This is a genomic window from Allobosea sp. P1_B10, from assembly GCF_056406735.1.
Genome location: NZ_JBFTZP010000020.1, coordinates 17,962 through 43,695, shown reverse-complemented (window position 1 = coordinate 43,695; position 25,734 = coordinate 17,962). Strand labels below are relative to the sequence as shown.

General features: G+C 67.2%; 13 protein-coding genes. 7 read left to right on the top strand and 6 right to left on the bottom strand.

The annotated features are described in order from the left end of the window. Window positions 1-35: 35 nt before the first annotated feature. The 6 genes from AC1D2L_RS24370 to AC1D2L_RS24345 all read right to left on the bottom strand — a co-directional run bounded on the left by AC1D2L_RS24370 (window position 36) and on the right by AC1D2L_RS24345 (window position 9,507). A complete protein-coding gene (locus AC1D2L_RS24370) occupies window positions 36-2,363 on the bottom strand; it encodes a right-handed parallel beta-helix repeat-containing protein (protein WP_476848491.1) in 2,328 nt (775 codons plus the stop codon). 473 nt (window positions 2,364-2,836) lie between these two features. After that, complete coding sequence (locus AC1D2L_RS24365; RefSeq protein ID WP_476848490.1) at window positions 2,837-5,020, bottom strand: GumC family protein; 2,184 nt, start codon at window positions 5,018-5,020, stop codon at window positions 2,837-2,839. Window positions 5,021-5,106: 86 nt separating this feature from the next. Further along, entirely contained in the window at window positions 5,107-6,585 is a 1,479-nt protein-coding gene (locus AC1D2L_RS24360; protein ID WP_476848489.1) for an exopolysaccharide biosynthesis polyprenyl glycosylphosphotransferase, read from the bottom strand. A gap of 46 nt (window positions 6,586-6,631) precedes the next feature. Continuing rightward, window positions 6,632-7,639 (bottom strand): NAD-dependent epimerase/dehydratase family protein, encoded by a 1,008-nt coding sequence (locus tag AC1D2L_RS24355; RefSeq protein WP_476848488.1) that lies wholly within the window; start codon window positions 7,637-7,639, stop codon window positions 6,632-6,634. Between the two features lie 72 nt (window positions 7,640-7,711). Continuing rightward, a complete protein-coding gene (locus AC1D2L_RS24350) occupies window positions 7,712-8,527 on the bottom strand; it encodes a WecB/TagA/CpsF family glycosyltransferase (RefSeq protein WP_476848487.1) in 816 nt (271 codons plus the stop codon). Next, window positions 8,524-9,507 carry a UDP-glucuronic acid decarboxylase family protein gene (locus AC1D2L_RS24345; RefSeq protein ID WP_476848486.1) on the bottom strand — a complete coding sequence of 328 codons (984 nt, stop codon included), beginning with the start codon at window positions 9,505-9,507 and terminating at the stop codon, window positions 8,524-8,526. Before AC1D2L_RS24345 ends, AC1D2L_RS24350 begins: the two co-directional genes overlap by 4 nt. A gap of 305 nt (window positions 9,508-9,812) precedes the next feature. Between AC1D2L_RS24345 and AC1D2L_RS24340 the strand changes: the two genes are divergently transcribed. The 7 genes from AC1D2L_RS24340 to AC1D2L_RS24310 all read left to right on the top strand — a co-directional run bounded on the left by AC1D2L_RS24340 (window position 9,813) and on the right by AC1D2L_RS24310 (window position 25,693). Further along, on the top strand, window positions 9,813-11,159 hold the full coding sequence (locus AC1D2L_RS24340; RefSeq protein ID WP_476848485.1) for a polysaccharide biosynthesis/export family protein: 1,347 nt from the start codon (window positions 9,813-9,815) through the stop codon (window positions 11,157-11,159). A gap of 35 nt (window positions 11,160-11,194) precedes the next feature. Then, complete coding sequence (locus AC1D2L_RS24335; RefSeq protein WP_476848484.1) at window positions 11,195-12,604, top strand: mannose-1-phosphate guanylyltransferase/mannose-6-phosphate isomerase; 1,410 nt, start codon at window positions 11,195-11,197, stop codon at window positions 12,602-12,604. 138 nt (window positions 12,605-12,742) lie between these two features. After that, window positions 12,743-13,084 (top strand): hypothetical protein, encoded by a 342-nt coding sequence (locus AC1D2L_RS24330; protein WP_476848483.1) that lies wholly within the window; start codon window positions 12,743-12,745, stop codon window positions 13,082-13,084. A 45-nt stretch (window positions 13,085-13,129) separates the two neighbouring features. Next, window positions 13,130-14,578 carry a UDP-glucose dehydrogenase family protein gene (locus tag AC1D2L_RS24325; RefSeq protein WP_476848482.1) on the top strand — a complete coding sequence of 483 codons (1,449 nt, stop codon included), beginning with the start codon at window positions 13,130-13,132 and terminating at the stop codon, window positions 14,576-14,578. A 5-nt stretch (window positions 14,579-14,583) separates the two neighbouring features. Beyond that, entirely contained in the window at window positions 14,584-15,498 is a 915-nt protein-coding gene (locus tag AC1D2L_RS24320; RefSeq protein ID WP_476848481.1) for a methyltransferase, TIGR04325 family, read from the top strand. Window positions 15,499-15,702: 204 nt separating this feature from the next. Continuing rightward, entirely contained in the window at window positions 15,703-17,748 is a 2,046-nt protein-coding gene (locus AC1D2L_RS24315) for an amino acid adenylation domain-containing protein (protein ID WP_476848480.1), read from the top strand. Continuing rightward, window positions 17,741-25,693, top strand: coding sequence for a hybrid non-ribosomal peptide synthetase/type I polyketide synthase (locus AC1D2L_RS24310; protein ID WP_476848479.1), 7,953 nt, complete (start codon window positions 17,741-17,743; stop codon window positions 25,691-25,693). Before AC1D2L_RS24315 ends, AC1D2L_RS24310 begins: the two co-directional genes overlap by 8 nt. Window positions 25,694-25,734 lie beyond the last annotated feature (41 nt).

Sequence of the window (25,734 nt, the reverse complement as noted above, 5' to 3'; positions counted from 1 at the left end):
GAAGCTGAGCCGGCTCGCTTTTTTTAGGACCGGGCTTACCAGTGCCAGGACGAGTGATGGTCGTTGAAGTGGGCCTTGAACGCGTTCTGGAACTGGTGATAGCCGCCATGGCCGTGGCCGTGGCCGCCATGGTTGCCCCAGCCGCCATGGCCACCCCAGCCACCGCCATCGGTGGGCGCCTCGACGACCGGTATCTCCGGCTGCGCAGGCACTTCAGGTGTCACAGGCGTGGTCGGCTCGACCGGCGTCGCCGGCTCTGCGATGACCGGAGGCGTCACGGGCTCCGTGGGAACCGCCGGCACTTCGGGCTCGACCGGTGTCGCGGGCTCGGCGACGATCGGAGGCGTCACAGGCTCGCTGGGAGCCGCCGGCTCTTCCGGCTGGGCCGGTGTCGACGGCTCGGCGACCACCGGAGGCGTGGTGGGCTCGGCCGGGATCGCAGGCTCGGTCGGGATCGGAGCGGTTCCGAGATCGCTGTCCTGATCGGGCGTCGGCAAGGTCGGCCGCGGCGGCAGGGCCGGCTCGGCTCCTGCTCCACTGGCGCCGATCGACGCGAACGGAACGGACTCGATCCCCTTCGTACCGGCGATCGAGCCGGCGGCGAAGCTGTAGTCCCCGCCGCCGGAATCGACGAAGCCGGCATTCGAGGTCGAGACGCTGCCGGCGTCGCCACCGCGCGCCTGGTAGCTCGCCAGCGACACGTCGGCGATCGTCAGCCCGTCACCACCCGACATGTAGTAGACGTTGTCGTGGATCATCTTGACGTCGGTCTGATCGGTATCGATCGTGTTGCTGCCGTCGGCGGAAACCTGGATGAAGTTCTTGTAGACCTCGTTTCCGCCCAGTGCGTAGCCTTCGACCTCGACAGTCGAGACGCCATACTTGCCGTTATCCAGCAGCGTGTTGTTGTAGATGTCGTTGTTCGACCCGCCATGGATGTAGATGCCGGCGAAGCTGGTGCCCTGGACGAAGTTCCCGTAGATCTGCGCATTGCTGGCGAGATTGTCGAGATAGATGCCTGAGGACCACAGTTCCGGCGCGAAGCCGCCGTCCTGGGTGTTCAGACCGCCGGCATCGACGACCTTGTTGTAGCGGATCGTGTCGCCGGCTGCGCCGGGATCGGACTGCGAGAACAGGTAGATCGCGCCGACATCGGGGGTCTGCTGGCCGGAATTCGTGACCTCGTTGTACTCGATCGTGTTACCGCCGGAGGCGATGCTCGGATCGTAGTTGTTCTCCGAGATGCCGAACCGCGGGACATTGCTGATCGTGTTGTGGTCGATCACGTTGTTGGCGGACTCGTTCATGTCGATCGAGCCGAACTGAACGAAGACCTCGTTCGAGCGGTCGATGACGTTGTTCGAGATCTTGTTGCCGCTGGTCTCGGCCGTCAGGGCGACAGCGCTCGACCAGATGTGGTTGAACGTGTTGTCGGCGATGACGTTGCCGCTGCTCTGGTCATGCAACGCCACACCCGAGCCGACATTGACGAAATGGTTCCCGCTCACCGTGAGGCCGACGGCGTCATGGGCCTCGATGGCTGCAGTTTCGTTGTCGCCGTTGCTTGCCGCTGTGTTGGTCAGCGTCAGGCCGCTGATCGTGACGTCATGCGCGCCATCGAGGACGAAGAGGCTCTGGTCGGCCGAAGCAACCGCTCCGGTGCCGGTGAAGCCCTCGGGCGCCCGGTAGGAGATCGTCTGCGTCTGTGCGTTAAACGACCATTCGCCTACGCCGTCAGGCGTAGCCTCTGAGACGTAGTACCGGCTGGCGGCGCCGAGGTCGTAGTTCGCCTCGCTCGTGAAATGCATCACGTTGCCGTCGACCGAGCCGATCGTCAGGCGATCGGTGGCGTAGCCGTTCTCGGCGAACACCGTCACCTGCTGCCCGACCTGCGGCGCATGGCCGGCCGGAAAGTCGGCGGGATTGAAGGTCAGCGTCGAGGTGGCGTCGCCCTTGGCGTTCTGGCCCCAGAGCCAGCCACCGCGGATCGGGTCGGAGGGGTCGACGTCGGGGAAGCGGCTCTGGGTCTGCTGGACGCCGTCGACCGTGAGCTGCTGGACGAGCTTGGCATCGACATGAGCGGTCCAGATGCCGTTGCTGCCCTGGGTCCATTGGGAGACGGCGGTGCCGCCGCTGATGATCGGCGTCTCACCGGAGACTGCCACGAAGGATGAGCCGGAATCGGCGGAGGTGAGTGTGAGGGGGGTGTTCAGAACATAGGTCCCGCCGGCGATGAAAGTCGTGTCCGCGGATGAGCTCTGGCGCATTGCCTCCTGAGCCCGGGACAGCGTCGCAAAGGCCGTCGAGGAATCGAGGCCAGAGAGACTGTCGTCCCCTGTCGAGGATACGTAAAAGGTGGCCATTAAAGGGGTCTCCTAAGTAAATGGAATCGACTTGGAATCGATTCCCACTCTGGATAACCCTAAATCATCAGTCGATTATACCCCGAAAGGGGTAATGTCGAAATATAGAACTAGTGCGATCGTATTACCGATCTCGATTTCTGTATTGTTTGCAGCGGATTGATGACTGCTTCGCGGGCGTCCCGAATTGTGGACGATTACCCGCTATCGGACGAGCTGTAGGTCAGCTGCCTGCTCGCAGCGTTGCGTGCCGGCTAGCAGGCGGCCTACAGATTCGCGAAATTCGGCCAGCGTGGCCAGGGGTCGTCGGCACCCGTCGCAGAGAACCAGCGCCTGTCCGTCCAGATCATGCGGGAGCAGAATCGACGGCGAACCGCAGCTCTCGCAGCTGAAGCCGGCTCCCGTCAATGGGGGATGTGACGCCGATCCCATGTGATGGCTCGCAATCGCGTCGTCGCCCAGGCCGCGGCCACTCATGCCGAGACCTGATAGAAGGATTTGTAGTCCCGGTAGACCTGTCCACGATCGGATGCGTTGTAGCGGGCCTGCTCCTCGAGATCGACGCCGTTGAGCACGACGCCGCTGACATCGAGCCCCAGCCGGGTCAGGTGATCCAGCGTCGTCGAGACCGTCGACTTCAGCGTATCGTTCCATTTCACGACGTGCAGCACGGTGTCGGCATGCTCGCGCAGCAGCGCGCTGTCGGCCGAAAGCAGCACCGGCGCGACCTCGAACAGGATGACGTCGTAGCGGGAGCGGGCCTCGCGCAGGATCGCCTCGAAAGCCGGGTTCGAGTAGACGTTCTGCCCGTCGCGCAGGCCCGAGGCCCGCCTGACCCTGGCGACACGGGTCGCGCAGGGGTCGGCCAGGTTGCCGAGCTGCGACAGGCACTGGTCGAGCAGTGCCTCATGCGGGAAATGCTCGCCGAGCAGCAGGCGACGGGGCGAGCCGTCGATCACCAGCACGCGCTGGCCCATCATCGAGAGCACCCGGGCCATGGCCGAGGCCACGAAGGACTTGCCCTCGCCAGGCGCCGAGGAGGTTATGAGCACGACCTTGGGCGGATTGGTCGGCGGGAACAGCTCCGCGACGGTCGAGCGCACGGCCTCGGCGAAGACGACGCTTTCGAGCCGGTTGGGATAGCGCTCCAGGTTCGGCAGCAGGCCGAGGCAGGTCGTCCGCGTCTCGCTGGCGAACTCGTCCTCGCTGCGGAAGCCGCGATCGCGCTTCTCCAGGAGATAGGCCAGCGAGGCGCCCGCGGTCAGGCCGCCGGCGGCGGCGAGGCCCAGGATCATCAGGGGCTTAGCCGAGGCCGGCAGCGTCGGGACTTCGGCAGGCGCGACGATATGGGCCATCACGGGCTTCAGCTCGCTTGCGGCGCCGGCCTGCTGGTAGGCGTCGGAAAAGCCCTTCAGCCGGTCGCGGGCGCCGGTTGCCTCGGCCTGGAGGGATTTGAGCTGTCCCTCGAGACCCTTGGCCTCGATCGATTTCTGCTGGAGTGCCGCGACGCGCGCCGTCAGCGTCTTCTCGGCGGCAAGCGCGGCCTGCAGGTCCGTTTCCATGTTGCTGACGGCCTGGCCGAGTTGCTTCTTCAGCCGGTCCTGCACTGCGGTGAGCGTCAGGCGCAGCCGCGCGACCGTCGGATGGCGCTCGCCAGCGACGCTGATGACCTCCTCGAGCGCCCGGCGGGCCTTGCTTTCCTCATCCAGCAGCAGTTGCACGACGGGAGATCCGCCGAGATCGGTCGCTTGCGGCACATTGCCGGCGGCAAGCGATTCCTGGGCGCGGCGCAGCTTGGTCTCTTCGGCCAGACGTGCGGCGGAGGCGACGTTCAGTTGCGAGAGCATGTCGCGCAGCAACTGCTGCTGCATGTCCGTACCGTCCTGGCCGATCTCAACATAGCCGGTGCGGATCCGGAAATCGTCGATCGCCTTTTCGATCCGGCCGAGCTCGGCGCGGGCTTCCTGGGCCTGTTGGCCATACCACTGGCTCGAGCGCTGCGAGGCGGCGGTGTTGGCCTCGAGCTTGCGCCGCATGTACTGGGTGCCGAAGGCGTTCACCATGGTGGCGGCGCGGTCGGGGTCCGTGTCGCGATAGGTCAGCGAGATCAGATAGGCCTTGGCGTCGTTGCTCACCGTCAGGGAGCCGATCAGCCTCTGCGCGATCAGGTCCCGGCGCGCGGGCGGGTTCGCCGCGCGCTCGATGCCGAAGATGTCGCGTATCGAGTCGCGCACGGTCTGCGGAAACAGCGCCTGTGCCGCCCGCGACATGAGATCCGACGAGAAGGAGGCTGGTTTCTCGGCGACCTTGTCGAGCCCCAGCGCCGTCACGACGGCGCGCGCGGTCGACAGCGACCGGATGATCCGCGCCTCGCTTTCGATCAGCGACGACGGGTCGAGGTTGACGCTGCCGGCCGACTTGCCGGTGCCAGTGGCATCGTCGCGCGCGAAGTCGAACTGCAGCACCAGGTCGGCCGCATATCGGTTGGGCAAGATCGCCAGGACCAGCGCCGCGATCAGGGCGAAGCCGGCCGCGACCGAGACGATCAGTGCACGGCGCCGCCAGAACATGGCGAGGACATTGAAGGTGATCGCATCATACTGGCTCGACAAGGTGGTCGCAGGACGGTGGTCGCGAGTCTCGCTGAAGAAATCCATGGTGGCGTATCCCATCTGGTCCGTCCGACTGACGTCTGGTCGCTATCGGGTCTGCGTGGCGTGTCGTGCGGGGCGCGCCTGTCCTGTCATCGCGCACCGCGGGCTGTGACCACGACGAGGACGGTCTGGAGAAGCACGTAGAGATCGAGCCAGAACGACCAGTTGTGGATGTAGAAGCTGTCCTGCCGCTTCTGGACCGCCAGATCGCCGTCGCTCCGGTCGGTCACCTGCCACAGGCCCGTGAGACCCGGCGGGACGCTGGTTCGCAGCGCCTGGAACGCCGCATCGAAGCATTCAGCGTGATAGGCGGGGAAGGGGCGCGGGCCGACAAGGCTCATCTCGCCGCGCAGCACGTTCCAGAGCTGCGGCAGTTCGTCGAGGCTCGAGCGGCGGATGAGCTGGCCGATCACGGGCAGGATGCGCGGATCATTGGCGAGCTTGAAGAAGCGTTCCCATTCGCGCCGCGCCGCGGGGTCGGCGGCGAGATGGGCGTTGAGCCTCGCCTCGGCGTCGACATGCATGCTGCGCAGCTTGTAGACCTTGAAGATGCGCCCGTTCCGGCCGATGCGCGGCTGGGCGTAGAACGCAGGCCCGCGCGCCGTCACCTTCACGGCGACAGCCAGCAGCGCGATCAGCGGCAAGGCCAGCAGCGCCAGGGGAATAGCGACCGCGAGGTCGATGATGCGCTTGATGCGCAGGTTGTGGCGCATGTGGATCGCGCTGCGCAGCTCCAGCCCGAGCAGTCCGCCGATCGGGCGGGTGCGCAGATGCAGCGTCTGGAGCAAGGATGTGTCGTGAACCACGAAGATCTGGCGCAGCGGCAGATGCGCCAGCCAGGCGGCCTTCTCGGGCCGCGGATCGTTGGAGGTGCACAGCACCACCTCGATCAGATGCGCGACGCTGTCGGCCTGGTCCGGCGTGATCACCGGCAGGCCGACGAGATGGCTTATATCCGCCGGCGATCTGTCCTTGGGGTCGATCAGGATGGCGATCGGTCTCAGGCCGAGCTGTGGCTGCAACGCCAGGCTGCGCGCGAGGTCCGCGCAGGCGGACATCGGGCCGCACAGCACCGTGGGCGCGGTCCACAACGCGTGGCGCAGCAGCCAGCCACGGACCAGCGCCTCAATGTAGTAGCCGAGCGGGATTGCCAGTCCGGCCCCGAGGATGATCCCGATGGCACCGAAGCGGGAGATCAGCAGGCCGCTATGCACCAGCGCCATCATCAGGGCGGCGGTCGCGGCAACGGCGAGGCAGCGCCGCCTCAGGCGATCGACCGGCTCGGCATGCTCCGAGCCGTAGAGGCCAAACCCGATCTGGGCTGCGGCCAGGACCAGCGCCCAGGCGATCCAGAATCCGAAGGGGCTGGCTTCCGCCACCCCCTCGGCCTCGGGCAAGGCGAGGTGCAGTATCGCGACGATGATGGTGACCGCCGCGAGATCGCCTCCCGCCAGGGCAGAGGCGACGAGCCGGCGCCGCATCGAGGGGGCTACGCCGAACCCGACCCGGTCCTCCGGCCGGGCCACAGTGAGCGCCGTGGAGACGATGCTCGTGCCGACGTCCTGCATGGAAGACCTCCCTCGCGCCCTGATCGACCGACGACTGCTGCTAGCGCTATTGCGCCGCGACCATGGTCTCGGGCGCCGGGGCAGGCTGGGCCGCAGCCTTCCTGATCTCGCCCTCGATCCAGTGGTAGGTCGGCACCAGCCCCTGACGCAGATGCATCGGCGGCTCCCAGCCCAGGACCTTGCGCAGGCGGGTGTTGTCGCTGTTGCGGCCGCGCACGCCTTGCGGGCGATTGGTGTTGAAGCGCTTGACGATCGACTTTCCGGCGATCTCGGCGACGATGTCGACGAGCTCGCTGACAGTGACGAGTTCGTCTGTGCCGAGGTTCAGCGGGCCTGAGTAATCCGCCTGCATGATGCGGTAGATGCCCTCGACGCAATCGTCGACATACATGAATGAGCGCGTCTGCTGGCCGTCGCCCCAGACCTCGATCGTATCGCCGGACTGTGCGGAAGCGACCTTGCGGCAGATCGCGGCGGGAGCCTTCTCCTTGCCGCCATCATAGGTGCCGAGCGGCCCGTAGACATTGTGGAAACGCACCGACCGGGTCGGGAAGCCGTAGTCCTCGGTGAAATACTGGCACAGCTTCTCGGTATAGAGCTTCTCGAGGCCGTAGCCGGCCTCGGGATCGGCCGGGAAGGCGTCTTCTTCCTTCAGCGGAACGACGGAGGGCACGTCCTGGAGGTGCTGCGGGTAGACGCAAGCCGAGKACGAGAACAGGAAGCGGCCGACCTTGGCGTCATGCGCCGCCTTCAGCATCTGCGCCGAGATCATGGTGTTGTTGTAGGTGATCGAGGCATGCGCGCCGGAGATGTAGCCGATGCCGCCCATGTCGGCGGCGAGGTTGTAGACATGGTCCATGCCGTTGACGGCTTCGCGACAATTCTCGATTTCACGAAGGTCGAGGACCCGGAATTCGTGGGCATTGCTGGCGCCGTAGTCGGGCGATTTGATATCGACGCCGCGGACGTGATAGCCGAGATCTCTAAGGTAATTTACGAGATGAAAACCAATAAATCCACCGGCGCCTGTGACAAGTACGGATTCTTTAGCCATTTTATCACCTCAATGCGATTGGAGTGTACAGGGAAAGCGAGTTCTTGCGTGCGTTACAGTTGTCAAAGCGTATTATAATACTCTTGGGACATCCTGGTTCTTGGGAGTAGCGGCGGGCGCGGCGAGATGCCTGGCCAGTTGCAGCGAGGCCCCGACGATGAAGCGCGGCACGATTTGGCCATAGCGGCGCCAGAGCCGCCTCGGCTCCGAAAGCAGCCTGAAGAACCATTCAAGTCCGTTGCGCTGCATCCAAGGCGGCGCCTGTCGCTTCGTGCCGGCCAGGAAATCGAAGGCCGCGCCGACGCCGATCATCACCGGGGCCTCGATGCGACCGAGATGCCCGTCCATCCAGTATTCCTGCTTGGGCGTGCTGAGGCCGACCCAGACGATGTCGGGCTTGGCCGCGTTGATCATCGCGACCATCGCCGCGTCATCGGCTGCGCTGACGGGCTTGAACGGCGGCGAGAACGTGCCCGCCACCTCGAGCCCGGGGAAACGCTGGACCAGACGCTCGCGCAACTGGTCCGCCAGGCCGGGCGCGCCGCCGAAATAGAACTGCCGATAGCCCTTCCGGGCCGACAGCTCCGTGAGCTTCAGCATGAGATCTGGCCCGTAGACGCGCTCCGTGTGGCGGTAGCCGAGCTTGCGGGCCATCCAGACGAGCGGCATGCCGTCCGGCGTCACCAGCCCGGCATGATCGTGGATCGCCAGGAGTTTCGGGTCGGACTGGCTCTCGATGACACCGTGCACGCCGGTGATGCAGACGAAATTGCGGGCCTTGCGTCCAATCCAGTCCTCAACCGTGGCCAGCGCCTGGCTCATCGTGATGGCGCTGACGTTGACGCCCATGATGCGGACGCGCGGCGGTAGATCCTGTGCGGTCATCATCCGGCCCTCGCGCTCTCGAGATGCCGCACGGGGTTGGGCTCCTGCGAGAGCAGATCCTCGAAATAGGCGATGGTGCGCTGCAGCCCCTCTTCGAGTTCGACCTTCGGGCTCCAGTGCAGGAGTGCGCGCGCCTTGGTGATGTCGGGGCAGCGCTGGCGCGGGTCGTCCTGCGGAAGCGGCCGGTAGACGATGCTCGACCGCGAGCCGGTGATGGCGATGATCATGTTGGCGATATCGGCCACGGTGACCTCGACGGGGTTGCCGAGATTGACTGCGCCATCGAGCGCGGTGCCGATGTTCATCAGCCGCATCAGGCCCTCGACGAGATCGTCGACGAAGCAGAACGCCCGCGTCTGCCGGCCGTCGCCATAGAGCGTGATGGGCTCGTTGCGCAGCGCCTGGACGATGAAGTTCGAGACGACGCGGCCGTCCTCGAGGTTCATGCGCGGGCCGTAGGTATTGAAGATCCGGGCGATCCGGATCGGCACGTCATGGCGCCGGTTGTAGTCGTAGAACAGCGTCTCGGCGCACCGCTTGCCCTCGTCGTAGCAGGCCCGGGGGCCGCTGATGCTGACCAACCCGCGGTAGTTCTCGACCTGGGGATGGACGTCGGGATCGCCGTAGATCTCGCTTGTCGAGGCCTGCAGGATCGGGATGCCGAGCCGCTTGGCCAGGCCCAGCATGTTGATCGCGCCCAGCACGCTCGTCTTGGTGGTCTGGACGGGGTCGCGCTGGTAGTGAACTGGCGAGGCCGGGCAGGCGAGGTTGTAGATCTCGTCGACTTCGACATAGAGCGGGAACGTGATGTCGTGCCGCAATGCTTCGAAATTCGGCTTGCCAAGAAGAGAGACAAGATTTTCACGACGGCCGGTATAGTAATTGTCGAGTGACAGTACGTGGTGGCCTTCTGCCACGAGGCGCTCGCAGAGATGGCAGCCCAGGAAGCCGGCGCCGCCCGTCACGAGAATACGTTTCTGCATGGTTGCGCTCCGGTCAGTCGCTGTCGTGAACCCGCAAACAGGTTCGCTGCCCGGCGCGCATTCTCAAAGTGCGCTTCGGGAGGCCCGCCCCGTCGGGCCCGGCCATGAAGGGTTACTTCGGCGGCGGAGCGGCGCGACGCTTCGCATGGGCGCGCCCGGGCCCGCGAACATTGGAGTTAATCCGGCAGCGACCCGCGCTGGCCTGAATGGCGACGCGGAATCCCGGCGCAACCCTGACATCCTGACCAGGCCCATCCTCCAATCCCGTGGCCGGTCTGGGCAGGCTGATCGGAGCTGCCTTGCATATGACGATTGATCATGCGGGACTTCTCGGACGTCCCATGCCGGCCGGGGCCGCAATCTGGGCTCGGCCGCTCCGCCATGTCCGCTGCTGGCTTCTGCTGGCCGCCTGTCTCCTGGTGCTGTCGGGGCAGGGCGCCTTCGCCGCCGGTCCCGCCGAACCGCGGGAGGGCGAGGAGACGCTGTCGGTTGGCGACAAGGTCACAGTCTCGGTTTTCGGCCAGACCGATCTCTCCGGGGATTTCGTGCTCGACGGCACCGGTTCCGTGCAGATGCCCCTGATCGGCCGCGTCCGGATCGCCGGCATGACGCCGCAGGAAGCCGAGGCCCGCATTCGCGAGGGGCTGACGGACGGATATCTGCGCGAGGCCGTCGTCAGCCTCAGGATCGCCGAGCTCAAGCCCGTCTACATCATGGGCGAGGTCCGCTCGCCCGGCAGCTATCCCTTCCGCCACGGGCTCAGCGTGCTCGGCGCGGTCGCGCTCGCGGGCGGCTATCGCGTCGGCGACCAGTCACTTTCGATCCTGAAGTCCGAGTTCCTGCTCGCCGAGGAGCGCCTGCGCTCGCTCGAGACCTCGCTCCAGATGCTCACGGCCAGGCGGGTCCGGCTGGAGGCCGAGCGCGACGCGCTGAAGCAGTTTCCCCAGGACGTGCTCGACCGCACGCCCGGCGCCGCCCAGCTGATGACGGGCGAGAAGGAAATCTTCGAATTCCAGCGCCGCGCCCGCGACGGAGAGCGCGACCTGCTCAGCCAGCAGGTGGCCCGCCTCGAATCAGAGAAGACCGCTCTGACGGAGCAGGGTCGTCTGGCCGACCAGCAGGTCGAACTGACACGCGAGCAGAGTAGCGAATACGGCAAGCTCGCCGCCACCGGGCACGGCCTGCGCACCGTCCAGGTCGAGCGCGAGCGCGAATATGCCCGCACGCGCAGCGACGCAGCCAGGATCAGGGCCGATATCGCCAAGAACCAGACGGCACTGGGCGAACTGACGCTGCGGCTCAAGGAGGCTGACACGGCCTTCACGCGCCGGGTCGTGATCGAGCTGCAGGAGACGCGCCAGAAGCTCGTCGAGACCGAGCGCAGCATCCCGGTCGCGCGCGAGATCTATGAGAGCCGCCGGCGCGGACTGGTCGCGAGCGAAGGCTCCGGCGGCGCGACGGACTGGGACATTCGCATCCTGCGTCAATCCGGCTTGCAGCCCGCAACGATCGCGGCCGGCTTCGAAACCACGCTGCGGCCCGGAGACATCGTCCAGATCACGCCCAAGCAGGCGGCTCCGGCGAGCGGTGTGCCGCTCGGCTCGGCGCGGACGAGCCTCGAAGCCCTCGCGACCGTCCCGCCCCAGCGCTGAGCACTTGCCCATCACCCCGCCGAGAGGACCTCATCATGTCAGCGAAGATCCGGCCGATCATCATGTGCGGCGGTGCGGGAACCAGGTTATGGCCGGCGTCGCGAAACTCGCTGCCCAAGCAGTTCGCCATGCTGCTCGGCGAGAGGTCGACCTTCCAGGACACCGTCCTGCGGCTGCAGGACAAGCTGTTCGCGCGCCCGATCATCCTGACCAATCGCGACCACCGCGTGCTGGCCGAAAAGCAGCTCGCCGAGATCGGCGTCAGCGCCGATATCGTGCTCGAGCCGGAACGCCGCGATTCGGGCCCCGCCATTCTTGCCGGCTGCATGGTCGCGGGGCGTGACGGGACCGACATGCCGGTCCTGGTCGTGGCGTCGGATCACGTCGTGGAGGATCCCGAGGCGTTTCGGCGCTGTGTCGCCAGCGGGCTCTCGGCGGCGCGGGCCGGCCGGCTCGTGACCTTCGGCATCACGCCGCGCCATGCCTGCACCGAATATGGCTGGATCGCGCCGGGCCAGGCGCTCGAGGGCGGCACCAGAAGCGTCGAGCGCTTCGCCGAAAAGCCCGACGGGCACCGCGCGGCCGAGTACCTGCTCAATGGCTGGCTATGGAATTCCGGCAACTTCCTGTTCAAGCCCAAGACCCTGATCGAGGAGTACAGGCTGTTCGAGCCCGGCTCTGTCGAGGCCGTCGAGGCCGCCGTCGCGCTCGGGCATGTCGAGAACGGCGCCTTCGCGCTGTCGCTTGCCGAATTCTCTCAGTCCGGCAAGCGCTCGATCGACTTCGCCGTCATGGAACGCACCGACCGGGCCGCGGTCGTCACCACCTCGTGCGGCTGGTCGGATGTCGGGACCTGGGACGCGCTCTGGGCGCTGAGCGCGCATGATGGCAGCGGCAATGCTCGCCGCGGCGACGTCGAGCTTTTCGACGCCCATAACTGCTTCGTCTCGACCGATGGCCCGATGACCTCCGTGCTAGGGGTCGAGGACCTGATCGTGATCGCCAGTCGCGACGCCGTCCTGGTAGCCGATCGCAGCCGGTCCGCCGAGGTCAAGCAGGTCGTCGAGCTGCTCCGCAGCAAGGGGCGCAGCCAGGCGGAATCGCACTCGAACGTGCATCGTCCCTGGGGCTCCTACCAGGTCGTCGATGCCGGCGACGGTTTTCAGGTGAAGCGGATCGTGGTTGCCCCGCAGGGTCGCCTGTCGTTGCAGAAGCACCGCTTCCGCTCGGAGCACTGGGTCGTGGTCCGCGGCGTCGCGACCGTCACCGTCGACGATTCCGTGGGTTTCTTCGGCAAGAACGAGCACATCTTCATCCCTCTGGGAGCCGTCCATCGGCTCGAGAACGGCGGATCGGAGCCGGTGGAGCTCATCGAGGTCCAGAATGGCGCCTATCTCGGCGAGGACGACATCATCCGCCTCGAAGACATCTACAACCGGGTCTGAGCGGCGATGCATCCGCTCGGTGCAGGAGATCTTCAGGCCAACCGGGTCGAGCCCGGCGGGGCAAACCTGACGCGATCCTGGTTACCGCAGCCTGGAAGCGAAACGGGGGCCAACTGGATCAACCAAGCGGAGGAACCCTTGCCGAGCTCGGACAAGCATTTCCAGGACGATAGGGCCTTGCCACCCGGGCCGACGGTCTTGCCGACGGTCTGGCACCCCAACCTGGAAAAGCACTGGCATGCGGTCGACGACGGGGGCGCGGAGCTGATGCGCGCGGCCTTCGGTGCGCCGGCCCGGCCAGCGCCTCTTCGCATCGCGCCACCGCCCAGCATGGCCGGAGAGCCCCCTCCGGAATTGCAGCAGCCGGCACCGAAGGCGATCAACCAGGATCCGCAGCTGCGTTTCCGGGCCAGCATGATGCTGACCATGATCGCCTTCGTCGTGCTGATCGCGGCAGCCTTCACCCCTTCGCTTCGCTGAGCCGATGGCCGCAGCGGATAATCCCCTTGCAGAAAGAGCATCGCCATGAGGATTGCGGTTATCGGCTCCGGCTATGTCGGCCTGACATCGGGTGTCTGTTTTGCGGATTTCGGCCATCACGTCTGCTGCGTCGACACCGATGGCGAGAAGATCGAGCGCCTCAAGCAGGGTGTCGTCCCGATTTTCGAGCCCGGGCTGACGGCGCTGCTGGTCGCCAACCAGAAGGCCGGCCGGCTGAGCTTCTCGACCGGCGTCGACAAGGCGGTGGCCGAGGCCGAGATCGTCCTGATCGCGGTCGGAACGCCGTCACGACTGGGTGACGGACATGCCGACCTGTCCTTCCTTCATGCCGCAGCGCGCGCGGTCGGGCAGGCGATGACGGGCTTCACCGTCGTGGTGATCAAGTCGACCGTGCCTGTCGGCACTGGTGACGAGGTCGAGCGCATCCTGCGGATCGAGGCGCCGGACGGGGATTTCACCGTCGTCTCCAATCCCGAATTCCTGCGCGAGGGCGCCGCCATCGGCGACTTCAAGAAGCCCGATCGCATCATCGTCGGCGCTGAGGACGAGCGCGCCCGGCGCGCCATGGCCGAGCTCTATCGGCCGCTGTTCCTGAACCAGGCCCCGCTGTTCATGACCTCGCGGCGCAGCGCCGAGCTGACGAAATACGCCGCCAACGCCTTTCTGGCCACCAAGATCAGCTTCATCAACGAGATGGCGGACCTCTGCGAGAAGGTGGGCGCCAATGTCCAGGACGTTGCGCGCGGCATCGGGCTCGACAACCGCATCGGTCCGAAATTCCTGCATGCCGGCCCCGGATATGGCGGCTCATGCTTCCCCAAGGACACCCTCGCCTTGATCAGGACGGCGCAGGATCACGGTTCGCCTATGCGGATCGTCGAGACGGTGGCCGCCGTGAACGAACAGCGCAAGCGCGGCATGGCCCGAAAGGTCATCCGCGCCTGCGATGGCAGCGTGCGCGACAAGGTCATCGCCGTGCTTGGGCTGACCTTCAAGCCGAATACCGACGACATGCGCGATGCACCCTCGATTGCGATCGTGACCGCGCTCCAGGATGGCGGCGCCATCATCCGGGCCTACGATCCCCAGGGAATGAATGCATCCCGCCGGGTGATCGAGGGGATTACCTACACCGAGTCGGCCTATGACTGCGCCACCGGCGCCGATGCTCTGGTCATCGTGACCGAATGGGACGCCTTCCGCGCACTCGACCATTATCGGATCCAGGCGCTGATGCGGGCGCCGACCATGATCGATCTTCGCAACGTCTACCGGCCCGACGACATGCGCGCGAAAGGCTACCGCTATGTTGGGGTCGGCGAGGGCCGGCCGTCATGGAAACCCGAGCTTGCCAGCGACCGTCCGGCCGCCGCGGTCGGCGCCCGCGCCGGCAATGGGCTCGACCGCACGCGCCTGGCGACGAAACCCCAGGCCCAGCCGGTCGCCGCGGGCATCAAGGCAGCAGGAGGGTGATTGCCATGGTCAGGAAGCTTCGCGCCGCGCTGAAGGCGATCGATCTGGGAAAGAAGACAATCATCGGCTCCGAGCAGGGGATGCGGGTGGCCGGACGGCGGATCGCCGCGGTTGCCGCAGAGTTGCCGGGCATCCGGCAGGCGCGGCAATGGCGCTATCAGTCGCGCTTTCACGCCGGTTGCTATCACTGCGGCTATAGCGGGGTCTACGACACGCTCGAGGCCGCCGCGCACGCGCTTCCGAGCGGCCTCGCCGGGTTCGACCATCCCGAAATGGCCGATATCGACCACTATACGACGACCGAGGGCGGCTTCGAGCCGATGCCCGCGACCGAGTATCCCGTGCTGTTCTGGCTGGACCGCGCGCTGCGCGAGGGCGCGCGCTCGTTGCTGGATATCGGGGGCTATGTCGGCCACGTCTTCCATCAATACGATGACTATCTCGACTTTCCCGACGATTTCCGCTGGACGGTCTTCGATCTCCCGCAGATCACCGAGGCGGGGCGAAGCCTGACTGCGCATGACGGCCCCCCGCGCCTGCGCTTCACGAATGTGATCGACCCCAATGAAGAGGTCGACGTCATGTTCGCCGCCGGCTCGCTGCAGCTGCTCGGCGATACCTATCTGCACGACTGTCTCAAGGCGCGGTCCAGGCTGCCGCGTCACCTGATCGTGCAGCGCACGCCGCTTCATGAAAAACGCGCCTTCGCGACAATCCAGTCGGTCATCACGCGCGGCCGGGTCGTCGCGTTCTGTCCCTATATGGTCGCTCATCGCCGCAGCTTCATCACCGGGCTGACCGGTCTGGGGTATCGACTGGTCGATTCCTGGGAGAAGGAGCGCAGCCTCGACGTGCCCTTCCATCCGGAATGCCATGTCGAGACCTATTCGGGCCTGTATTTCCGACTCGGCGAGGGCTGACCAGGCCGCCGAATGGGCCTCGCCGACCCCCCAGCCCTGCATCTGGCCGGGGGGCGGGGAAAGCCGCGCCGGCCGCAGCCGCCAGTGCAGTCGCCAGGCGCGCCACCGCTCCGTTCGGTCAGCAGCGCGCACGAGCCCGGGAAGATGGCGTTACCCCCTCTGCTACTATTTTGTCTGCGCGCGTCCGCGCTTAGCCTCATCTCCATGAACAAGATCTGCGATGATAATCTCCAAGGTCTTCCTCTAGGTGAGGGCAGCAGTTCTCGCCTCGGTGATGCGGATATAGTCGAACCCGACAGTTCTTCGGTTTCAGCCGCGACCCTGGCGATCCCGGCGTCTCCGGAGCCGCTACGCTCAGGCCGTTTCGATCCCCAGGTCGCCACTCTGGCGACTCTGTTTGCCATCCAGGTCGCGGCGCGTCCCGATGCGGTCGCGCTGTCCTGCGGCACATCCCGCCTGACCTATGCCGAGCTCGATGCGCGTGCCGAACGGCTGGCCGACCGGCTGGTGGCCTGCGATGTCGGGCCCGGATCGATCGTGGGGCTGTGCCTGCTGCGCTCCATCGATCTGGTCGTCGCCCTGCTGGCCGTGCTCAAGAGCGGGGCCGCCTATCTCCCGCTCGATCCCGCCTATCCCGCCGAGAGGCTGGCCTACATGGTCGAGGACGCCGATGCCGCGCTCGTCATCGCGGCGCCTGAAAGCGTCGACTGGCTCGGCCCGGACCGGCGCCGTCTCGATCCCTCGCTTGATCAAGCGACCGCTGGCGAGCCGACAGCCCCGTCACGGCGCGCCGCTCTCCCGGGCGACCTCGCCTACATCATCTACACCTCGGGCTCGACGGGCAGGCCCAAGGGCGTCGCCATCGAGCATGCGGCGGTGGTGCGCCTGTTCGGCGCGACGCAGGCCTGGTTCACTTTCCAGCCGAGCGATGTCTGGAGCCTGTTCCATTCGGTCTCATTCGACTTCTCGGTCTGGGAGATCTGGGGCGCGCTGCTCTATGGCGGCCGCCTGGTGATCGTGACGGAGAGCGCGACGCGGGACCCCGGCGCCTTCCTGCGCCTGCTGGCCGAGGAGAAGGTCACGGTCCTCAACCAGACGCCGTCGGCCTTCGCCGCGCTCGACCGCGCCGATGGCGACCGCGCCGGCCGCGACCCTCTCGCGCTGAGGCTCGTGATCTTCGGGGGCGAGGCCCTCGACCCGCGCCGGCTGACGGGATGGTACCGGCGCCGTGGCGAGCAGGCTCTGCTCGTGAATATGTACGGGATCACCGAGACCACGGTGCATGTCAGCTACCGCCCGCTCTCGCCGGCCGACACCAGCCTGGCGGGCAGCCCGATCGGCTGCGCGATCCCCGACCTCGAAATCCGCCTGCTCGACGGCGAGACCATGCAGCCGGTCGCGCCCGGCGATGTCGGCGAGATCTTCGTCGGCGGCGCCGGCCTCGCCCGGGGCTATCTCAACCGGCCCGACCTGACGCAGGCCCGCTTCGTGCCCGATCCCCTGAACAGCGGGGCGCGGCTCTATCGCTCGGGCGACCTCGCGCGCCAGACGGCGCCAGGCGCATATGAGCATCTCGGGCGCGCCGACCAGCAGATCAAGATCCGAGGCTTCCGGGTCGAACTCGCCGAGATCGAGGCCGCCCTGCTCTCGCATGCGGGCCTCCGGGAGGCCGCAGTCCTCCTGCGCGCTGATCCTGCCGGGCATGATCGCCTGGTGGGCTATGTCGTCTGCGATCCCGCCGAGCCTCCGGGCCAGGCTGATCTGAAGGCTCACCTAGCCCGCAGCCTGCCAGATCACATGGTCCCGGCCGCCTTCGTGTATCTCGCCAGCCTGCCCTTGACGGTCAACGGCAAGCTGGACCGCGCGGCGCTGCCTCTGCCCGGCCGCGCCCGTCCCGAAAGCGTTGCGGTCTACTGCATGCCGCGCGACGGGCTCGAGCGTCGCATCGCCGAGGTCGTCGCCGAGGTCCTGCGGATCGATGCCGTCGGCATAGACGACAACTTTTTCGATCTCGGTGGCGACTCGCTGCTGATGGTCGAGATGCACCGGCGCCTTCGCGACGAGGACGCGCCGGATCTCAAGCTCATAGATCTCTACCGGCATCCCAATATCCGCGCGCTCGCCGGCCTGCTGACGACTGACAGGCCGCGCCAGCTCTCCGGTCTGGCGAAGGCCCAGGCCCGGGGCGCCCGGTTCCGCGCAAGACCCGATCCGCGACCCCGCATCCAGCCAGGTGTCCATCATGAGTGAGCCGCTTCCCGAAAGCGCCGTCGCCATCGTCGGAATGGCGGGTCGCTTCCCTGGTGCGTCGGGCATCCGGCCTTTCTGGAAGAACCTGCTCGACGGCGTGGAATCGATCAGCCGGTTCGAGGTGTCCGAACTCGAGGACGACTTCGACGCCGCGACCCGGGCGCTGCCGAATTTCGTCCCCGTCCGCTCGGTCCTCGACGATGTCGCGCTGTTCGACGCTCCCTTCTTCGGCATGCTGCCGCGCGAGGCCGCACTCACCGACCCGCAGCAGCGCGTGCTGCTCGAATGCGCCTGGGAAGCACTTGAGGATGCCGGCTGCGATCCCGCCAGTCCCGACGCCTGCATCGGCGTCTTCGCAGGCGCGACGTCGAGCACCTACCTCCTGCAGAACCTGCTGGCCGATCGCGCCGCGATCACGGCCTACACATCGGGTTTCCAGGTCGGCAACCTGCCGCTGCTGCTGGGTTCGGCGGCTGATTTCACAGCTACCCGCATCGGCTACAAGCTCGGCCTGACCGGCCCTTGCGTCGCGGTTCAGTCGGCCTGCTCGACCTCGCTGCTCGCCATCGCCCAGGCCGTCCAGAGCCTGCTCTGCCATGGTTGCGACATGGCGCTCGCCGGCGGCGTCTCGATCACCTTTCCGCAGCGGCGCGGCTATCTCGCCCAAGAAGGCGGGATGGTTTCGACCGATGGCCATTGCCGCGCCTTCGACAGCGGCGCCAACGGCACGGTTTTCGGCAGCGGCGCGGGTCTGGTTGTGCTGAAGCGGCTGGAGGACGCGGTCGCCGAGCACGATCACATCTATGCGGTGATCCGCGGTGTCGGCATCAACAATGACGGCGCCGCCAAAGTCGGCTTCGCGGCGCCCAGCGTCGATGGCCAGGCCGCCGTGATCGCCATGGCCCATGCCGCCGCAGGCATCGAGGCGCGGTCGATCGGCTATGTCGAATGCCACGGCACGGGGACGCCGATGGGCGACCCGATCGAGGTCGCAGGGCTGACGGCGGCCTTTCGCGCCACGACCGAGGAGCGCGGCTTCTGCGCGCTGGGCTCGGTGAAATCCAATATCGGACATCTCGACGCCGCAGCCGGTGTCGCCGGCCTGATCAAGGCGGCGCTCGCGGTCGAGAGCGGGACGGTGCCCGCGAGCCTGCATGTGCGCGAGCCCAACCCGGCGCTGGCACTGGCCGAGAGCCCGTTCTTCATCGCCGATCGCGCACAGGACTGGCCGGAGGGTGAGGGACCGCGCCGCGCCGGCGTCAGCGCCTTCGGCGTCGGCGGCACCAATGTCCATCTCGTGCTGGAGCAGGCCCCTGCGGTCGAGGAGGAAGCCAGTCCGCGCCGCTCGCAGATCCTGACCCTGTCGGCCCGGACACCGGCCGCGCTGGAGGCCGCGCGCATCCGGCTCGCCGACCATCTCGAACACGCGCCCGAGCAGGATCTGGCCGACGTCGCGTTTACGTTGCAGACCGGTCGCCGTGCCTTTCCGCATCGGTTCGCGCTTGCCGGCCATGATCGCGGCGAGATCGTCGCGGGCTTGCGCAAGCCGGCCCCGGCGCGCGCAGCCGCCGCGCAGGCGAATGGCGACCTCGTCTTCATGTTTCCGGGCCAGGGCTCGCAGCATCCGCAGATGGGGCGCGAGCTCTATGCCGGCGAGCCGGTGTTTCGCGGGGCGGTCGATCGCTGCTTCGAAATCCTGCGCCCCAAACTCGATATCGACCTGCGCAGCCTCGTATATCCGAGCAATGGCGGCGCCGAACCGGAGCGTCTTTCGGATACGCTGTTTGCGCAGCCGGCGATCTTCACCGTCGAATATGCGCTCGCCCAGCTCCTGATCAGCTGGGGCCTGCGGCCTGCCGCCATGATCGGCCACAGCGTCGGCGAGTTCGCGGCGGCCTGCCTGGCGGGCGTTCTGTCGCTCGAGGACGCGCTCGGCCTGGTGGCGAAGCGCGGGCGCCTGATGCAGGACCTGCCGCGCGGCGCGATGCTGGCGGTGCGGCTGCCCGATGCGGAAGTCGCGGCGCTGGTCGGCGATGGCGTGGCGGTGGCGGCCAATAATGCGCCTGGCCAGAGCGTGCTGGCGGGCCCGTTCGCGGCGATCGAGGCGCTCGAAGCCGAACTCGCCCGCCGCGATGTCACGCATCGCCGCCTGCAGACCTCGCACGCCTTCCATTCCGAAATGATCGATCCGCTGGTGGCGCCGTTTACCGAGGCAGTCGCCGCGGTCTCGCTCCATGCACCCGAGATCCCCTACATCTCCGGTGTCAGCGGTGACTGGGTGACAGCCGAGCAGACGATGCAGGCAGGATACTGGGCGCGGCATGCGCGCGAGCCCGTGCGCTTTGCCGATGGCATCGCGACGCTGATGCGCGACCGCTCCCCCATCCTGCTCGAGGTCGGCCCCGGCGCCGCTTTGTCGAGCTTTGCCCTGCAAGGCGCTGCCTCCGGGCGCGTCGCCGTCTCCTGCCTGCCCAATGCGAGCGGTGACGCCGAGGCGATGACAGCCTCCGCCGTCGCGCGCCTGTGGACAGCAGGCGTGACGCCGGATTGGGCCGCTTACCACGCCGGGGCCGCGCGCAATCGGGTTCCGCTGCCAACCTACCCCTTCGAGCGTAGCCACCACTGGATCGAGCTTCCCGTCGCGCAGGTCGAGGCCGCGCCCGCGATCCCTGCGCCGGCTATGGATTTCCATAACCCTGTCCAACCAGACCAGGACCAAGTCATGACCCGCCCTGCCGATATCGACATCGCAGCGAGCCGCGCGCTGGAGCCCGGCGTCGCTGCCATTTTCGAGACGCTCTCGGGTCGTCCGTTCGGGAGCGACGAGCGGACGGCATCGTTCCTCGAGCTCGGTTTCGACTCGCTGCTGCTGACGCAAGCTGCGCAGAGCCTCCAGACCACCTTCGGGGTGCCGATCCGCTTCCGCCAGCTTTTCGACGAACTGCCATCGGTCGACGCCGTGGCGAGCCACATCGCAGCGATCCGTCCGCCCCAGCCCCAGGCGCCGGTAGCCCCACCGTCTGCGCCCGCCCCGGTCCCGGTTGCGCCGCAGCCCGCCGCAATGGCGGTGCAGCCATCCTCCGGCAGCATCTCGGTCGACGCTCTGATGCGCGAGCAACTCGATGTGATGTCGCGGCTGATGGAGCGGCAATTGCAGGCGCTTAACGGGCATGCCGTGCTGCCGACGGTCCAATCGGTCCCAGCCGTGACCGCGGCGCCTGCGCCAGTCCAGGTCATGCTCACAGCAAGCCCGGCGGCACCCGCCGCGCCTGCAACGGGGTCTCGGATTCGCTCGCTGATCCGGCCCGCCGGCGAGGTCGCGCTCACCAAGACGCAGCGCGACCACATCGTCAGGCTGACGACGCATTACGTCGCGCGCACGGCCACGTCCAAGCGGCTCGCCGCTCAGCACCGCGCCGTGCTGGCCGATCCGCGCACGGTCGCCGGTTTCACGGCCGACTGGAAGGAGATGGTCTACCCGATCGTCGCGGCACGGGCGAAGGGCGCCTATATCTGGGACGTCGACGGCAATGAATACATCGATCTCGTCAACGGCTACGGCCAGACCGCTTTCGGGCATTCCCCGGGCTTCGTCGCTGAGGCTGTCCAGGCGCAGCTCGAGCAGGGCTTTGCGATCGGCCCGCAATCGCCGCTGGCGCATGAGGCCGCGACCCTGTTCTGCGAACTCACGGGCCATGCCCGCGTGGCGTTCTGCAACACGGGATCGGAGGCCGTGATGGCCGCGATGCGGGTCGCCAGGACGGTCACGGGGCGCGACCGCGTGGTGACGTTCTCGGGCGCCTATCACGGCCAGTTCGACGAGGTCCTCGCCCGCGGGGTCGGCACGGGCGACCAGCGTCGGACGCTTCCCGCCGCGCCGGGCATCCCGATGGATGCGGTCGGTCGCCTGACTGTGCTCGACTATGGCAGCGATGAGAGCCTCGCCTGGATCCGCGCGCATGCGCACGAACTGGCCGCCGTGCTGGTCGAGCCGATCCAGAGCCGTCGTCCGGCCTACCTGCCGGTCGATTTCCTCAAGCAGTTGCGCAAGGTGACGGCTGAATCGGGTGCAGCGCTGGTCTTCGACGAGGTCGTGACCGGTTTCCGGGTTCATCCGGCCGGGGTGCAGGGGCTGATCGGCATCGAGCCCGATCTCGCCACCTACGGCAAGGTCGTCGGCGGCGGGCTTCCGGTCGGGTTGCTGGCTGGGACGCCACGCTTCATGGATGCGCTCGATGGCGGCGCCTGGCAGTTCGGCGACGAGAGCGTCCCGGAGGTCGGCGTCACCTTCTTTGCCGGGACCTTTGTGCGCCATCCGCTGGCGCTGGCGGCGACGACAGCCGTCCTGAAGCATGTGAAGCGGGAGGGGCTGGCGCTGAGCCAGGGCCTGACCGCCAGGATGGAGCGCTTCGCGGCAGCCCTGAGAGCGGCCTTCGCCGAATTCGGCTGGGATGTGCCGATCGAATCATATGGCAGCGTGCTCTATTTCGAGCCCGGCCGCGATCATCGCCTCGGCAGCCTGCTGCACTATCATCTGCGGGCGCGCGGCATCTTCGTCCAGGAGCATTATCCCTGCTTCCTGACGACGGAGCATGGCGAGGCCGAGATCGCTGCGATCATCCAGGCGGTGCGCGAGAGCCTGCAAGTCATGCGGCAGGACGGCATGCTGCCGGGCGAGGTCCTTGCCTTCAGCCCGGCTCCGCATCCGGCGGTACCGCATGCCGAGGACGCTCCTCTGGGCCAGGAATTTCCCTTGACCGAGGCCCAGACGGAAATCTGGCTGTCGGACCAGACCAGCGCCGAGGCCAGCGCCGCCTTCAACGAATCCGTGAGCCTGACGCTCCAGGGCGAGATCGACACAGCGCGGCTGGCGCAGGCCGTCTCGCTGGTCGCAGCCCGACATGCCATCCTGCAGGCCCGCTTCTCGGCCGATGGCGAGACCATGTGGATCGCGCCCTCGGCGACCCTCCCCATCGAGATCGTCGATCTCGGCGGCAGCGGCGACCCGACAGCTTCGCTGGTTGCCCGGATCGAAGCGCGTGCGACCCGGCCCTTCGACCTGGTCAACGGGCCGTTGGCAGAAGTGGAGATCGTGCGCCTGGCCGATGGCGAGCACGTCCTCGTCCTCACCGCCCACCACATCATCTGCGACGGCTGGTCGATCAACATCCTGCTCGAGGAGATCGCGACCGCCTATCGCGCCGGCGACACCAGTCTCCTGGCCCCGGCGATGCCGTTCGCGAGCTATGCCGCGCAGGCCGGCAAGGGCGAGCGGGCGGACGCGTCCCGGGCCTATTGGGTCAGGATGTTCGGTGACATCCCCGCGCCGATCGAGCTGCCGACCGACCATCCCCGGCCGGCGATCCGCAGCTTCCGTGGCGGCAATCGCACGAGCTTCATCGATGCCGGGCTCTATAATGCGGTCAAATCCGCCGGCGCGCGCCGCCGCCGGACGCTGTTCAGCACGCTCTTTGCTGCGTTCCAGGTCCTGGTCGCCCGGCTATCGGGCCAGCAGGACATCGTCATCGGCGTTCCCGCCGCCGGCCAGTCTCAGATCGAGGAGGCCGCGCTCGTCGGGCATTGCGTCAATTTCCAGCCGATCCGCGGCGTCGTCGAGCCCTCGGAGGCCTTCTCGGCGCATCTCGACAAGGTCGGTCGTGCGGTTCTCGATGCCTACGACCATCAGAGCTGCACGCTGGGCACCTTGCTGAAGACGCTGCGCCTGCCGCCGAACCCTGGCCGGCTGCCGCTCGTCGAGATCCAGTTCAACCTGGAGCGTCTGGCTGACGGCCTCGACTTCGGCAAGGGCGTGCGGGTTGCAGCCGAGCCCAACCCCAAGGCGTTCTCGACATTCGACCTCTATTTCAACCTGGTCGAATCCCGGGACGGCCTGCGCATCGACTGCTGCTACGGCGCGGATCTGTTCGATGCCGCGACGATCGATCGCTGGCTCGACCACTACCGCACGCTGTTGGCCGCCTTCGTCGAAAACCCCGACTGCGTCATCGCGGCGATGCCGCTCATGGACGAGGCTGCGCGCCATCATCTCGTATCGGCGCTAAACCAGACCGAGATCGCGTTTCCCCTGGAGCAGGGCGCCATCCACGCCTTCGAATTGCAGGCCGGGCAGCAGCCCGACGCCATCGCCGTCGAACTCGGCGACGACGCACTGACCTATGGCGAGTTGAACCTCTGGGCCGACCGTATCGCGGCGCAGCTCGAGGCCCGCATCGCCACGCCGGAAAGTCGGGTCGGCCTGCTCGTCGAGCGCTCGCCCGCTCTTGTCGCGGCCATGCTGGGCGCGCTGAAAGCCGGCTTCCCCTATGTCCCGCTCGATCCCGCCACGCCCAAGGCCCGGATCCAGACGATCCTGCAGGATTCAGGCTGCGTCGCCATCCTCACGGCTGGCCCGGGAGCTGAAGCCCTGCTGGAGCCAGACGGCGCGATCCCGGTGATCGACGTCCACGAGGCCCCTGATGCGCCAGGATATAGCGGCCCCGGTATCGCGCCCGATCATCTCGCCTATGTCATCTACACCTCGGGCTCGACCGGAAAGCCGAAGGGTGTCGAGGTCAGCCACGGCGCCCTTTCGAACCTGCTCTTCGCCATGGCGCGCGAACCGGGCTTTGCCAGCACCGACACGATGCTGGCGGTCACTACGGTCAGCTTCGACATCGCGGCGCTCGAATTGCTGCTGCCGCTGGTTGCTGGCGGTCGCGTCAGCCTGGCGACATCCGACGAGGCAAAGGATGGTGTCGACCTGCTTGCGCGGCTCAATCGCAGCGGCGCCACGGTGATGCAGGCGACGCCCATGACCTGGCGTTTCCTGCTCGACGCCGGCTTCCGGTCCCGGGCTGGCCTGCGCATGCTCTGCGGCGGCGAGTCGTTGCCGCTCGACCTGGCGCGTCGCCTCCTGGAGGGTGGCGGCGAGCTCTGGAACATGTACGGGCCGACCGAAACCACGATCTGGTCGGCGGCCGCCCGCATCGATGCGCGCGACGAGGTCATCACGATCGGCCGACCGATCTCCAACACGCAGCTCTACGTGGTCGATGCCCAGGACCAGCTGGTCCCGCCCGGAGTTCCCGGGGAGTTGCTGATCGGCGGCACGGGCCTGGCCCGTGGCTATGCGGGCAATCCCGAGCTCACCGGCCGTTCCTTCGTCCCGAACCCCGTCGATCCCGACGCCAGCGAGCGGGTCTATCGCACGGGCGACCGCGCTCGTTACCTCGCCGATGGCCGCATCCAGCATCTCGGGCGCCGCGATCACCAGGTGAAGCTGCGCGGCTTCAGGATCGAACCCGCCGAGATCGAGGCCGCGCTCCTGCGCAAGACCGGCATCGTCTCGGCCGTGATCCTGCGCGAGGACGTTCCGGGCGAGCCGCGCCTGGTCTGCTACTGCGTCACGCCCGCGGGGCAGGCTCAGGCATCCTCGCGCGAATTGCGGTCGCTGCTGGCGCAGGAGCTGCCGGAATACATGGTGCCGACGGGATGGGTCTGCCTGTCCGCACTGCCGCTGAACGCCAGCGGCAAGCTCGACCGTGCCGCCCTGCCGGCGCCGGTGGCCGCAGTCGCGACGGAGACCGTCGTGGCCAGGCCGCGCAGCGCGCTGGAGACGAAGCTCGCCGGCATCTGGGCCGAAGTGCTGCGGCGCGACGATATCGGCGTCGACGATGATCTGTTCGACCTCGGGGCGGATTCACTCGCGATCTTCCAGATCACCGGACGGGCGCGGCGCGAGGGCCTCAAGCTCGCGGCGCGCGACATCTTCCGCAATCGCACCATTGCCGGCATCGCCGCCGCGCTGGCGGAGGTCGAGCCGACGGAAGTGGCCACGCCTGCCGCACCGACCTTCTGGAAGATGCCGTGGCGGCGGGCCGCCAAGCCGGCCGAACAGGCTGCGCCGGGCGAGGCCAAGGCCGTCTCCTATCGGGAACAGGGGTGAGTAAATCATGGCCAATTCTCTGCCTCCCGATCCTAGCCCTG

Bases quoted from the DNA above. Each gene is read 5' to 3' on its own strand.
- AC1D2L_RS24370 (WP_476848491.1), bottom strand. From the start codon at position 2,363: ATGGCCACCTTTTACGTATCCTCGACAGGGGACGACAGTCTCTCTGGC.
- AC1D2L_RS24365 (WP_476848490.1), bottom strand. From the start codon at position 5,020: ATGGATTTCTTCAGCGAGACTCGCGACCACCGTCCTGCGACCACCTTG.
- AC1D2L_RS24360 (WP_476848489.1), bottom strand. From the start codon at position 6,585: ATGCAGGACGTCGGCACGAGCATCGTCTCCACGGCGCTCACTGTGGCC.
- AC1D2L_RS24350 (WP_476848487.1), bottom strand. From the start codon at position 8,527: ATGATGACCGCACAGGATCTACCGCCGCGCGTCCGCATCATGGGCGTC.
- AC1D2L_RS24345 (WP_476848486.1), bottom strand. From the start codon at position 9,507: ATGCAGAAACGTATTCTCGTGACGGGCGGCGCCGGCTTCCTGGGCTGC.
- AC1D2L_RS24340 (WP_476848485.1), top strand. From the start codon at position 9,813: ATGACGATTGATCATGCGGGACTTCTCGGACGTCCCATGCCGGCCGGG.
- AC1D2L_RS24335 (WP_476848484.1), top strand. From the start codon at position 11,195: ATGTCAGCGAAGATCCGGCCGATCATCATGTGCGGCGGTGCGGGAACC.
- AC1D2L_RS24325 (WP_476848482.1), top strand. From the start codon at position 13,130: ATGAGGATTGCGGTTATCGGCTCCGGCTATGTCGGCCTGACATCGGGT.
- AC1D2L_RS24320 (WP_476848481.1), top strand. From the start codon at position 14,584: ATGGTCAGGAAGCTTCGCGCCGCGCTGAAGGCGATCGATCTGGGAAAG.
- AC1D2L_RS24315 (WP_476848480.1), top strand. From the start codon at position 15,703: ATGAACAAGATCTGCGATGATAATCTCCAAGGTCTTCCTCTAGGTGAG.
- AC1D2L_RS24310 (WP_476848479.1), top strand. From the start codon at position 17,741: ATGAGTGAGCCGCTTCCCGAAAGCGCCGTCGCCATCGTCGGAATGGCG.